Origin of the sequence: Winogradskyella algicola, from assembly GCF_005869935.1 — a bacterium.
GTDB classification, from domain to species: domain Bacteria; phylum Bacteroidota; class Bacteroidia; order Flavobacteriales; family Flavobacteriaceae; genus Winogradskyella; species Winogradskyella algicola.
Genome location: NZ_SZQF01000004.1, coordinates 104,093 through 117,385, shown reverse-complemented (window position 1 = coordinate 117,385; position 13,293 = coordinate 104,093). Strand labels below are relative to the sequence as shown.

Below are 13,293 nucleotides of genomic sequence, written 5' to 3'. Positions count from 1 at the left end.
TATCGTAAATTTGTGCTATGCGCTTTAAGATAGAATCAGAATTTAAACCTACAGGAGACCAACCTCAAGCTATAAAACAATTGGCTGGTGGCATTGCACAAGGTGAACGCTACCAAACCTTACTTGGAGTAACGGGATCTGGCAAAACATTTACCGTTGCCAATGTCATTGAAGAAGTACAACGACCAACTTTAGTTTTAGCGCACAACAAAACCTTAGCTGCGCAGTTGTACTCTGAGTTCAAACAGTTTTTCCCAAATAATGCTGTTGAATATTTTGTGTCTTATTACGACTATTACCAACCAGAGGCTTACATTCCTGTTTCTGGTGTTTATATAGAAAAAGACCTATCTATAAACGAGGAAATCGAGAAGATGCGATTGAGCACAACCTCTTCTCTACTCTCTGGGCGTCGCGACGTACTTGTTGTTGCATCAGTATCTTGTTTATATGGTATTGGTAATCCTGTGGAATTTCAAAAAAACGTAATTACACTAGAGCGTGATCAGGTCATTTCAAGAACCAAACTTTTACATCAGTTAGTTCAGAGTTTATACTCGCGTACCGAAGCAGACTTTAAAAACGGAAACTTTAGAATTAAAGGTGATACTGTTGATATCTTTCCTGGATATTCAGACAACGCTTTCAGAATTCATTTTTTTGGTGATGAAATTGAAGAAATTGAAGCTTTTGATCCCTATTCTAATGAGGTAATTGAGCGCTATGACAGATTAAACATTTATCCTGCAAACATGTTTGTAACCTCTCCAGATGTGCTACAGAATGCAATCAGAGACATACAAGATGATTTGGTAAAACAGCACGATTATTTTAAAGATATTGGGAAACATCTGGAAGCTAAACGTCTTAAAGAACGTACTGAGTTTGACCTTGAGATGATCCGTGAGCTAGGCTACTGCTCTGGTATTGAAAATTATTCGAGATACTTAGATGGAAGAGCACCAGGTACAAGACCGTTCTGTTTATTAGATTATTTCCCAGATGATTATTTAATGGTTGTAGACGAAAGCCATGTTACCATTTCTCAAGTACACGCCATGTATGGTGGAGATAGAAGTCGTAAAGAAAATTTAGTGGAATATGGTTTTAGATTGCCTGCTGCCATGGATAACAGACCATTAAAATTTGAAGAATTTGAAGCGTTGCAAAATCAGGTGATTTATGTTTCTGCAACACCAGCAGATTACGAAATGCAAAAAACAGATGGAGTTTACGTTGAGCAAGTTATTAGACCAACTGGCCTATTAGATCCTATTATTGAGGTACGACCAAGTTTAAATCAGATTGATGATTTAATTGAAGAAATACAAGACCGTGTAGAAAAAGACGAACGCACTTTAGTCACCACACTCACCAAACGTATGGCAGAAGAATTGGTAAAGTACTTAACACGTATTGCCATTCGCTGTCGCTACATTCACAGTGATGTAGATACGCTAGAGCGTGTAGAGATTATGCAAGATTTACGCAAAGGTTTGTTTGATGTTTTGGTTGGTGTAAACTTACTACGTGAAGGTTTAGACTTACCTGAAGTATCATTAGTGGCTATTTTAGATGCAGATAAGGAAGGATTTTTACGTTCTAACCGTTCTCTAACTCAAACTGTTGGTAGAGCTGCTAGAAACTTAAATGGAAAAGCAATAATGTATGCCGACACCATAACGCAAAGTATGCAAAAGACTATAGACGAAACAAACTACAGGCGCGAAAAACAAATTGCATACAACACGGCAAACAACATAACACCAAAAGCACTAAACAAAAGCTTAGATAGTGCTTTGGCAAAAAACTCTGTAAGTACATACAAAACAGAACTCGATGCTAAATTGGCCGCAGAACCAGAAAGCGAATACCTGACAAAATCACAACTCGAAAAGAAAATCAGAGAAAAGCGTAAGCAAATGGAACAAGCTGCTAAAGCTTTAGACTTTATGGAAGCAGCACGTTTTAGAGATGAAATTACAGCCTATCAAGAAAAGTTAGAAAATCTTAAAGTGAAGTGATTACGAGCACTATCCCCTTGAGGCAATGTGCTGAGCATGTCGAAGTGGGACTCTAGGCGTGTTTTCAATAATTGATGGGATTCCGCTCTCCCGTAGGATAAGTTCGACTGACTAAATCTAATTCGCCTTTAAGGCTTTTAAATTTAGAGTTTCACTTAATTATACTGTACCTTAAATATATCAATTAAAAAATCTGGTGGAACTATTTTATTAGGAAAACTATCCATTAAATCTAAAACTCTGTTTATAGACTCATGGCTTAAGCCCATACGTAACCCAAAATTATGGATTTTAGTTAACTGCTTAGGAGACATTTTGTGGTCAAGATTCATTAATAAGACCAATCTATGAAATTGAACAATGCGTTCGCTATGCGTTTTAAGATGTACATAAGTTACAGGATGCTCAAAAAGATATTCAAAATCTTCTTTAGAAATATCTAATTGCTTAGCTATGCTAAACAAGAAATTATATTCAATGGTTTTTATATTTTCATCTGTCTGAGCAAATGCAATCATCTCAGAAAGCAGACTCAATTTTTCAGCACGGTTGATCATTTATTGAGGGGATTAATTAATAGTGTAAAGTTACACAGGTACATTATTTTATTGTCGTTGATATAATGTATCTTGTCGAAAAATTAAATGTACTTAGTCGGTATTTTTAAACTTTTGTCAAGCTCTAAAGCCTATAATAGCATGCGTTTCAACCATTTTTTTATATTTTTTTGTCTACTAATTTATTTCAAAATTAATGCGCAAAGCACTGCTTGTAAACAGGTTACAACTTTTACAATTGCTGCACCTCAACTCGATACTCTAAAAACCATTTGGGTGTATTTACCCAAGAATTACGAAAATTCTGAAAAAGCCTATCCTGTCATTTATATGCACGATGCTCAAAATTTATTTGATGATGAAACCTCTTATGTTGGCGAATGGAAAATAGATGAGTACCTAGATACTCTTTCTAAAAACGAAAGTATAATTATTGGAATTGAACACGGCAATGCAAAACGCATTGATGAGTTAACACCTTATAAACACGAAAAATATGGTGGTGGACAAGGAGACGCTTACATTACGTTTATAAAAAATACATTAAAGCCACACGTAGATGTTACTTACAGAACAAGACCAAAAGCCGAAAATACAACTATCTTTGGGTCTTCACTGGGAGGACTCATATCTTTTTATGCAGCAATAAAATATCCTGAGACTTTTGGTAAAGCAGGTGTTTTTTCACCTTCCTTTTGGTTTAGTGAAAAAATTTATGAATTGGTAGAATCTACAGAAATATTAACAACTTCAAAATTCTATTTTTTAGTTGGAGACAGCGAAAGTGATACTATGGTACCAGATCTAAACAGAATGATAAAATTATTAAAGTCTAAAGGTGTTAAGAATAATCAAATTGAAAGTCTTATTATAAAAGATGGTCAACATAATGAGAAGTTATGGTCTGAAAATTTTGCAGCGGCTTATAATTGGCTATTCTCAGAAACAAACTAAATATGACAAACAACGATATATTTAAAAAACTAAGAGTTGCTCACAAACTGAGAGACGAAGACATTGTGAAAATTCTAGAGCTTGTAGATTTTAGAATTTCTAAAAGTGAGCTTAATGCCTTTTTTAGACGCGAAGATCATCCAAAGTATATGGAATGTGGTGACCAGATTCTAAGAAATTTTCTAAATGGATTAATTATTCATTTAAGAGGCCCAATGCCAAAACCACAAAAAAAGAAAGGATAAATTATCAACTTCGCAAAAATAAGCCATTGATTTTTTTGTTTTAAACCAAGCCTATATATTTAAAATATAAAAGTTGATAAATAGCATGTTTGAAACCTCTTCAAATTACACTCCTTTGTTAGATATTTCTGCAGAGGAAATAAAAGCACTTAATAAAAAATACAAACCCTTATCTGCACAAGAACGTATAAAGCAATTATACATAGATTTTGATATTGCAGATATAATGCTTACCAGTTCTTTCGCTGCGACTTCTGCATTTTTATTAAAGTTGGTTTCAGATATTAACAATAAACAAGAAGTGTTTTTTATTGATACAGGCTATCATTTTGAAGACACCTTAAAATATAAAACTACTTTAGAGAAAGAGTACAGTCTCAACGTGACTTCAATTTCTGCAATTAAGGAAGAACACGAGTTTACAACCAAAGATGAAACCTGGAAGAAGAACCCTGATTTCTGTTGTTCAATCAATAAAGTTCAACCTTTGGAAAAAATAAAGAAAGATTACAAGGTTTGGATTTCTGGTTTAATGGAATGGCAAAGCGACCACAGAGCAACCTTAGATATCTTTGAAGAACGTGGCAATATTTTAAAATTTTATCCGCTTTTAGATGTAACAAAAGAAGAGCGAGATGCTTTTATAGAAGAGCACAACCTTCCTTTCCATCCTTTAGTGGCTAAAGGTTATCATTCTATAGGATGTACACATTGTACAGTACCAGGAGAAGACAGAAGTGGTCGTTGGAACAACAACCCTAAAACCGAATGTGGTTTGCATTTATAGAACAAAAAACACGTTAACTAAAAATAATTGTTTTAGTTTTTATCATAAAAAAAGCGCCTTATTTAAGGCGCTTTTTCAATTCTATATTTATTCTTTTCTTAAGAAAGAACTTCTTGTACTTTATCGGCAGCTTCTTGGAATTCCGTAGCACTTAGTACATCTAAACCAGAGTTGTCAATTAAGTCTTTAGCAATATCTGCATTGGTACCTTGTAAACGTACAATAATTGGCACGTTAATGTTACCCATGTTTTTATATGCATCTATTACACCTTGTGCAACACGATCGCAACGAACAATACCACCAAAGATGTTAATTAAGATTGCTTTTACGTTAGGATCTTTTAATATGATTTTAAAAGCAGCTTCTACTCTAGCAGCATCAGCAGTACCACCAACGTCTAAGAAGTTAGCTGGCTCACCACCTGCTTGCTTAATTAAATCCATAGTAGCCATTGCTAAACCAGCACCATTTACCATACAACCAACATTACCGTCTAGGTCTACATAGTTAAGACCTAATTCACCTGCTTCTACCTCAATTGGGTTTTCTTCACGCTTATCGCGTAATTCGGCCAAATCTTTATGTCTGTATAATGCATTAGCATCTAAAGTTACTTTAGAGTCTACTGCCATAATTTTATCATCACTTGTTTTTAAAACAGGATTGATTTCAAATAAAGAGGCATCAGATTTTACATATGCAGTGTAAAGTGAAGACACAAACTTTGTCATTTCTTTAAATGCTGCACCAGATAATCCTAAATTAAAAGCTACACGACGTGCCTGAAATGGTAAAAGACCTAAAGCAGGATCTATTTCTTCAGTAAAAATTAAATGAGGTGTTTTTTCAGCAACTTCCTCGATATCCATACCTCCTTCTGTAGAATACATAATCATGTTTTTACCGCTACCTCTATTTAAAAGTACAGACATGTAGTATTCTTCAGGTTCGTTATCACCTGGATAGTAAACATCTTCAGCAACTAAAACCTGGTGTACTTTTTTACCTTCTGCAGAGGTTTGTGGTGTTACCAAATTCATTCCGATGATTTGACCAGCAAGATCTTTAACTTCATCTAAATTTTTGGCAAGTTTAACACCTCCACCTTTTCCACGTCCACCAGCATGAACCTGAGCTTTAATAACATGCCAACCTGTGCCTGTTTCTTCAGTTAATTTCTTAGCTGCTTCTACAGCCTCATCAGCAGTTTGAGCCACAATGCCGCGTTGAATGCGTACTCCAAAGCTGTTTAGTAATTCTTTTCCTTGATATTCGTGTAAATTCATGTGTGATCTGAAATTAATTCGTTGCACAAAAATACATATACGCTTAGTTTAAACCAATAATTTTTGGGTTGAATTTTCAAACCTTGTATTTGACTGAAAACTTTACTTTTTATTCAGGTTTTTTATAATAGAAAATGCACTATCTACATAGGCATCTTCAACGACAATTGTAAATTCATTGGTTGTAGAAATCACTTCGTATAAAGCGACATTTTGCCAAGCCAAACGCTTTAAAATTTGATAATACAAACCTGCAACCGTTGTATTACTTTTTGGTAAGATGAGACTAATCGCAGATAAGTTTTCTTTTACAGCGATACATTCTTCGTTCTTAAAACTTTCTCGTACCGAAGATTTTTCAGAACTCGAAATAATAATATTACTCTCTAAAATACCTCTTGTAAAGGTGTAAAACACATTAGTTTTATGTTTTATTTTAGTAAGAATTGCTGCCTGACTATTTATTAAAGTATTGGAATTTTTATATGTAAAGTCGCTTAAATTAGAACGCAAAGTAATATCGCCCAATTGCCCGAGAAGTGTATCTAACTTATAATAAGGTTTACTGACCTCTAAACGATCCTTGAAGCGTCGTAAGGCCATCATAATCGCACCAGTTTTTACTGGTTTTCCTAATTGCTTAGACACTTCATCTTGCAAGGCTTCTGCTAGTGCTGAATAATTAATAATTTCTTTTGCCAGACCTTCTTCTAAAAAGGGTTGTTCTAATACAATACGCTCTACACAAGATGCAATCGTTTTCACAATAAAAATTTCTAATGTTTGTCGTTAATGAACATTAGAATTTTCTTAATGTTCGTTTCATTTTGTTAACTATTTAACTTAATGTGTAAAATTAGTGAATATTCTACAATAAATTTCACGATAACTCATCTAACTCTATGTTTGTGTTCTTATTAAAAAATTAATGGACAACAATTCGTTATTACAAATTGCTAAAGAATACGGAAGCCCAGTTTATGTGTATGATGCTGAGAAAATTACATCACAATACAAGCGCTTAACCAAAGCTTTCAACTCTGTAAACACCTTAAGAATTAACTATGCTGTAAAAGCACTGTCCAACATATCTGTACTAAAACTCTTTAACAGTATGGGTTCCGGATTGGATACAGTTTCTATTCAAGAAGTACAACTTGGCCTTAAAGCAGGTTTTAAACCAGAAGATATTATCTACACACCCAACGGAGTTTCTTTAGAAGAGATTGAACATGTTGCAGAGTTAGGTGTACAAATTAATATAGATAACCTTTCTATTTTAGAACAATTTGGCTCTAAACACCCAAAAATCCCAGTTTGTATAAGAATTAATCCACATGTTATGGCTGGTGGAAATACCAATATTTCTGTTGGTCATATAGATAGTAAATTTGGTATTTCAATTCATCAGATTCCTTTACTGCTTCGTATTGTTGAAAACACAAACATGACCATAAATGGTATACACATGCACACAGGTAGTGATATTTTAGATATTGATGTGTTTTTGTATGCTAGTGAGATTTTATTTGAAACTGCTAAGAACTTTAAAAACCTTGAATTTATTGACTTCGGTTCCGGGTTTAAAGTACCTTACAAAAAAGGAGATATAGAAACCAATATTGAAGAACTTGGCAAAAAATTGTCTAAACGCTTTAATCTCTTTTGCAAAGATTATGGTAAAGACCTCACACTGGCTTTTGAACCTGGTAAATTCTTGGTGAGTGAAGCTGGTGTGTTTTTAGCAAAAGTAAATGTTGTGAAACAAACAACCTCTACTGTTTTTGCTCAGATAGATTCTGGTTTTAATCATTTGATAAGACCAATGCTTTATGGATCACAACATGAAATTGAAAATATTTCTAACCCAAAAGGTCGTGAACGCTTCTACTCTGTGGTTGGCTACATCTGCGAAACCGACACCTTTGCCAATAACAGAAGAATTTCGGAAATAAACGAAGGAGATATTTTATGTTTTAAAAATGCTGGTGCCTATTGTTTTACCATGGCCAGTAACTACAACTCACGTTACAGACCTGCTGAAGTTTTAATATATAAAGGCAAACCTCAACTCATACGACAACGAGAAACCTTTGAGGACATCTTAAGAAATCAACTTGAAATTGCTATGTAAAAGTTGAAGTTTTTAGTTTAGTAAGATTCTCCCTTAGTTTTTAAGGGAGAATTTTTTTAATCTTTTATATCATTCACTTTTAAAGACGTCTCTACACCATACTTATCTACTAAATAGATAAGAGCTGTCATTGTTGCGGCACCTAATTCGAGTTCGCGCTTATTCACATGTTCAAAGGTATCATTGGCTGCATGATGATGATCAAAATAACGTTGTGAGTCTGGTCGTAAGCCAGCTAATAGAATTTCATCATTCTTTAACGGACTAATGTCTGCACCACTATACCCTTTTTCAAAATAATGGATTAAATACGGTTTAAAAAGCGGTCTCCAAGTATCAATCTTTTGAAGCATTAGATCATTACCATCAAAACTAAAACCTCTTGGTGTAAAACCACCAGCATCACTCTCTAGAGCAAAAACATGCTTTTCACCTTTTGCTTTTGCAACTTCTGCATATTTACGTCCTCCACGCAATCCATTTTCTTCATTCATAAAAAGCACAACCCTAATACTTCGTCTTGGTTTAATGCCACTCTCTTTCAACAAACGCAACACATCCATAGACTGAACAACTCCTGCTCCATCATCGTGTGCACCATCACCTAAATCCCATGAGTCTAAATGACCGCCAACTACAATATATTCGTTAGGAAATTCGCTTCCTGTAATTTCTCCAATGACGTTATAAGATTGCACATCATCAAACTGTTGGCAACTCATCTCAAAAAAGAATTCTAAGTCCCTATTCGCTTTTAACGCTTGGCTGAGTTTTACCGCATCATTAGTACTTATGGCTGCAGAAGGAATGCGTTTTTCTATAGGTAAGTCTCCATAACTCATGCTGCCCGTATGTGGATAATCGTCTTGTCTAGAACTTAATGAACGGACAATCGTGCCAACAGCACCATATTTTGAAGCTTCAGCTGCGCCTCGGTAACGTTCCACAGAACAGCCTCCATAGGCTTCAAACGTATTGATTAAATCTGGTTGAAGCGCTCTATTAATAAATACAATTTTACCTTTTATCTTAGCTTCTCCAATATATTTTAAATCTTCATAGCTACCGACTTCTATAACCTTTGCTTTTAGACCATTTTTTGGTGTTGCTAAAGAACCACCTAATGCGCAAATATTAACCTTGTTTAATTTACCATTAGAAGTAAAATATGCCATTTCCTTTTCACCTCTCACCCATTTAGGCACCATTACAGGTTGCAGCCACACTTTATCTAAGCCAAGTTTTTCTAGCTCGCTTTTTGTGTATTGTACTGCAAGTTCTGCGTTGGTTGAGCCAGATAAACGACCTCCAATAGTATTAGACAAATAATCTAGCCATTCATAACTTTTTCCGTTGGTTAAAGATGTTTTATAAACAGCCTTCAATACTGATTCGTCTGATTGCGCAGAAACGCAAAACGAACTTAACATAATACCTAATACAATGATCTTTAATTGAATATTTAGGATTCTATTCATTTTCTAATTCTTGCTTGTATAAACCAATATTTGCTTTCTCTTTTTCTGGTAATTCTGGTTCTTTAATATCGGTATACGTTTTTAATGTATCGTACAAAATCTTAGCTACTATATACCTTGCTGTTGGTTTATCGTCTGCCGGAATATTAAACCAAGGAGCATGAGGCTTAGAACTTCGGTTTAACACATCTTCATAGCAGGCTTGATATTTATCCCAAAGCTTACGTTCTTTGAGATCATCTGCAGAAAACTTCCATTGTTTGTCTGGTCTATTAAGACGTCTTAACAATCTGTTTTTTTGTTCTTCTTTAGAAAGGTTTAAAAAGAATTTGAAAATAATTGTTCCATTATCTGAAATATGTTTTTCAAAATTATTGATTTCCTCAAAACGTCTAGTCCAGAAGGCCTCATTTACGTCTTTAATACTCTTAATGCCTGGCATATTTTCATATTTAAGATAATTAGGATGCACTCGGGTAACTAGAACATTCTCATAGTGTGTCCGATTGAAGATTCCAAACTTACCTCTTGCAGGAAGCGCAATATAATGTCTCCAAAGATAATCGTGTTTTAGTTCTAATTCTGTTGGCTTCTTAAAACTGTGAGCTACAATTCCTCTTACATTAAACTCTTTAAACACTTCACGAATCAAACTATCCTTACCTGCCGTGTCCATACCTTGAATACAAAATAACACAGCATATTTACCGTGAGCATACATGGCATTTTGTATTGCCGAAAGATCTTTACTGACGGCTCGCATGGCTTCTTTTATATCTTTTTTATCTGCTTCTAGATTAAATTTTGTAGGTAACTCATGGATATTGACTTTAGAGGAAATTCTAAAATCATCTATGTTTATTTTTTTCATAATTGTCTATTCTATTTCGAAGCAAAAGCTTTTACATCTGCTTCGCTTACTTCCTTTCCTCCTAAAATTATTAAACGCTCTACTACATTTCTTAACTCACGAATGTTTCCTGTCCAGTCGTAATTCTGAAGAAGCTTTATGGCCTTGTCAGAAAAAGACTTTTGAGCGTTACCTTGTTCCTCAGAAATCTTATTAGAGAAGTAATCTACTAATAAAGGAATATCCTCTCGCCTATCGTTAAGCGCTGGTACTTCAATTAAAATCACTGCTAGTCTATGGTACAAATCCTCTCTGAACTTACCATCAGCGATTTCTTTCTTTAAATCTTTATTTGTTGCGGCAACGACTCTTACATTTACCTTAATATCCTTATCGCTACCAACACGTTGAATTCTGCTTTCTTGCAAAGCACGTAATACTTTAGCTTGTGCAGAAAGACTCATATCGCCAATTTCATCTAGGAAAATAGTGCCTCCATTGGCAGCTTCAAACTTCCCAGCTCTATCTTTATTTGCTGAAGTAAAAGCACCTTTTACATGACCAAATAATTCACTCTCTATGAGCTCACTCGGTATAGCTGCACAATTGACTTCAATCATAGGTCCTTTTGAGCGGTCGCTTTTTTGGTGTAACCAATGGGCCACCAACTCTTTACCTGTTCCGTTTGGTCCTGTTATCAAAACTCGGGCATCTGTAGGTGCCACTTTATCTATCATGTCTTTGATGCGAGCTATAGCATCACTCTCACCTATCATCTCATAGTTTTTGCTTACTTTTTTCTTAAGTCGCTTATTCTCTACAACAAGTTCTTTTCGATCTAAAGCAATGCGCACTGTATTTAATAATCTGTTTAAATCTGGTGGTTTTGAGATATAATCAAAGGCACCCAAACGCATTGTGTTTACAGCTGTATCTAAATCTCCATGACCAGAAATCATCACCATTGGTGTTTCTGGTTTCATCTTTTTAACGGCTTCAAGTACTTCAACACCATCCATTTTTGGCATTTTTATATCACATAATACCAAATCATAGTCCTCTTTTTTTATTTTTTCAATACCTGCCAATCCATCCCCTGCTTCTTCCACTTGATAGCTGTCATTCTCTTCAGAAAGTATTTTTACCAATACTCTTCGTATTGCGGCTTCATCTTCAATTATTAATATTTTAGACATATTTATATTTTAAATTTTAATCCTGTTCTTAAATAAAAAGTGTTGACATCATTTAACTTAAAAATCTCACCTCTGTCTTCATTTCGCAAGGCATTATTCAATCTAAATGTGTAGCCTGTGTACAAATATGCTACCAAGTGTTTTGTAAATAAATATTCGTATCCAAGACCACCAACTGCTAAAGATAATGATATATTATCTACTTGTTTGCCGTTAACTTGTTGAGGACGCTGTAAGTGCGCAAAGTAACCGTCTAACGTAACGAATGTTTGAAGCATATTTTTTTCATTAAAAAAATATTTGAGATTAGATTTAGGTATACCAGCATTGAACGACCACTTTTCGTTAACTCGTCTGTAATAGCTTATAAAGGGTAATGGAATGGGTAATCCTGTAGTGGCATTGTAGGTAAGACCTAAAACCAAACGATAGGGTTTTTTAGCTGTTTCGTCTTTTGTTCTATCATTTATTGCAAATACACCACCATTAAGAAAGAAGTCATCAGAAGTTAACTTTTCTGTTAAGGTTGAAGCAATTCTTGGATTAAACTTTAAACCCAAACGCCATTTAGTACTAGATTTAAAGGTGTAACCAATGTTAACATCAATTATATTTATGGTTTCTAAAAGTGATCTATCAAAAGGATAATCATCTTCTAAATTGAGAATAACTCTGTTATATTCAGCACCCAGAATTAAATAACAATCTTTACTCGTTTCAATAGGATAGTTAAATAAGGCTCTAAGTCTTGTATATTGATCCTCTGACTTATTATTAGGAATAAAAGAATACTCCAAACGTGCTAAATCAGTAAGTTGAGCTTCAACAGTATCCATACAATATAGTACGATAAAAGCAAGCATTATACAGCATTTGTTAAAGCGTAAAGTCATATAGTTTTATTTCTTTTCTATGATGTGAACATCACGTTGCGGGAACGGTATGGTAATATTATTTTCTCTGAAAAGTCTATCGATCTCAAAGCGAATGTCACTTTTAGGAAAAGATGCTTTAAAGCTATCATTTAACGTAAAAACTAATCTAAAATTTAGAGCACTATCGCCAAAGTCTCTGAATAGAACTATTGGTTCTGGTTCTGATATCACATCTGGGTGTGTACTTGCTGTTTGTAATAATAACTTTTTTACCAATTGTACATCACTACCATAAGCTACCCCCACATCTACACTTTCTCTGGTGAGCGTGCCATTTTGTGTCCAGTTATATAGGGAATTTGTTAAATAAAGATGGTTCGGAATTACCAATACTTTGTTATCTATAGTTACTGCTCTGGTTGTTCGTAATTTTATTTCTTCCACTCTACCCACTTTCCCTTCAAGCTCTATAATATCACCAACATGTACCGATTGGTCTATAAGTATAAAAACACCAGAAATGATATCCTGAAAAAGAGTCTGCAACGCCAAACCAACACCAATCAATAGTGCTGCCGAAGCTGCAAATACTGCGGTAACATTTACACCGACAGAGTGTAATGTAATAAGCAATATAATAATGTAGATTAACCACCTAAAGTAGCCATAGACCACATTAAATTTTCCTTTATCTGCTTCTGGTAAATTCTTAGTTATAACCCTCAGCAATGCTTTTAAAATAAACGTAGTTATTACAATGGCTGTAACTACAATAAGCATGTCTAAAATTGATATGCTTATTTCCTTACTAAAGTCTATATGCAGACTCAGAAAATTCTTAACACTTTCCCATGCCGAGCTATCAGTTATTTTTTCTTCTATGTCACTAAGTCCTTGTGTCATT

Annotated in this window: 13 protein-coding genes; 5 read left to right on the top strand and 8 right to left on the bottom strand. The window is 34.5% G+C overall.

Annotation, left to right across the window (positions count from 1 at the left end; translation table 11 throughout):
• Positions 1 to 17 precede the first annotated feature (17 nt).
• Complete coding sequence (gene uvrB, locus FC091_RS08100; protein WP_138433775.1) at positions 18 to 2,024, top strand: excinuclease ABC subunit UvrB; 2,007 nt, start codon at positions 18 to 20, stop codon at positions 2,022 to 2,024.
• Positions 2,025 to 2,179: 155 nt separating this feature from the next.
• Here uvrB and FC091_RS08095 read toward each other — a convergent pair whose 3' ends face one another.
• Positions 2,180 to 2,581, bottom strand: coding sequence for a hypothetical protein (locus tag FC091_RS08095; protein ID WP_076620572.1), 402 nt, complete (start codon positions 2,579 to 2,581; stop codon positions 2,180 to 2,182).
• A 141-nt stretch (positions 2,582 to 2,722) separates the two neighbouring features.
• Here FC091_RS08095 and FC091_RS08090 point away from each other — a divergent pair, with 141 nt between their 5' ends.
• From FC091_RS08090 to FC091_RS08080, 3 genes are all read left to right on the top strand, one after another.
• The gene (locus FC091_RS08090; protein WP_138433774.1) at positions 2,723 to 3,535 is read left to right on the top strand and encodes an alpha/beta hydrolase; all 813 of its coding nucleotides are present in this window, start codon (positions 2,723 to 2,725) and stop codon (positions 3,533 to 3,535) included.
• Positions 3,536 to 3,537: 2 nt separating this feature from the next.
• Positions 3,538 to 3,780, top strand: a complete 243-nt coding sequence (locus FC091_RS08085) for a DUF1456 family protein (RefSeq protein WP_076621360.1) — start codon at positions 3,538 to 3,540, stop codon at positions 3,778 to 3,780.
• A gap of 85 nt (positions 3,781 to 3,865) precedes the next feature.
• Entirely contained in the window at positions 3,866 to 4,567 is a 702-nt protein-coding gene (locus FC091_RS08080; RefSeq protein ID WP_138433773.1) for a phosphoadenylyl-sulfate reductase, read from the top strand.
• Positions 4,568 to 4,665: 98 nt separating this feature from the next.
• Here the strand turns inward: FC091_RS08080 and sucC are convergent, their stop codons facing one another.
• Together sucC and FC091_RS08070 are read right to left on the bottom strand one after the other, a co-directional pair.
• Entirely contained in the window at positions 4,666 to 5,856 is a 1,191-nt protein-coding gene (sucC, locus tag FC091_RS08075) for an ADP-forming succinate--CoA ligase subunit beta (RefSeq protein ID WP_138433772.1), read from the bottom strand.
• 102 nt (positions 5,857 to 5,958) lie between these two features.
• Positions 5,959 to 6,621, bottom strand: coding sequence for a hypothetical protein (locus FC091_RS08070; RefSeq protein WP_138433771.1), 663 nt, complete (start codon positions 6,619 to 6,621; stop codon positions 5,959 to 5,961).
• Between the two features lie 163 nt (positions 6,622 to 6,784).
• Between FC091_RS08070 and lysA the strand changes: the two genes are divergently transcribed.
• On the top strand, positions 6,785 to 7,990 hold the full coding sequence (gene lysA, locus FC091_RS08065; RefSeq protein ID WP_138433770.1) for a diaminopimelate decarboxylase: 1,206 nt from the start codon (positions 6,785 to 6,787) through the stop codon (positions 7,988 to 7,990).
• Positions 7,991 to 8,046: 56 nt separating this feature from the next.
• Here lysA and FC091_RS08060 read toward each other — a convergent pair whose 3' ends face one another.
• From FC091_RS08060 to FC091_RS08040, 5 genes are read right to left on the bottom strand one after another with little or no spacing between them, the layout of a single operon-like run.
• The gene (locus tag FC091_RS08060; protein WP_138433769.1) at positions 8,047 to 9,468 is read right to left on the bottom strand and encodes a M20/M25/M40 family metallo-hydrolase; all 1,422 of its coding nucleotides are present in this window, start codon (positions 9,466 to 9,468) and stop codon (positions 8,047 to 8,049) included.
• A complete protein-coding gene (locus FC091_RS08055) occupies positions 9,461 to 10,339 on the bottom strand; it encodes a PPK2 family polyphosphate kinase (RefSeq protein ID WP_138433768.1) in 879 nt (292 codons plus the stop codon). The genes FC091_RS08060 and FC091_RS08055 overlap by 8 nt, the downstream gene beginning before the upstream one ends.
• Before the next feature lie 11 nt (positions 10,340 to 10,350).
• Entirely contained in the window at positions 10,351 to 11,514 is a 1,164-nt protein-coding gene (locus FC091_RS08050) for a sigma-54-dependent transcriptional regulator (protein ID WP_138433767.1), read from the bottom strand.
• 2 nt (positions 11,515 to 11,516) lie between these two features.
• Entirely contained in the window at positions 11,517 to 12,407 is an 891-nt protein-coding gene (locus tag FC091_RS08045) for a DUF6268 family outer membrane beta-barrel protein (protein WP_246035822.1), read from the bottom strand.
• Between the two features lie 6 nt (positions 12,408 to 12,413).
• Positions 12,414 to 13,292 (bottom strand): mechanosensitive ion channel family protein, encoded by an 879-nt coding sequence (locus tag FC091_RS08040; RefSeq protein ID WP_138433766.1) that lies wholly within the window; start codon positions 13,290 to 13,292, stop codon positions 12,414 to 12,416.
• Position 13,293: the final 1 nt, after the last annotated feature.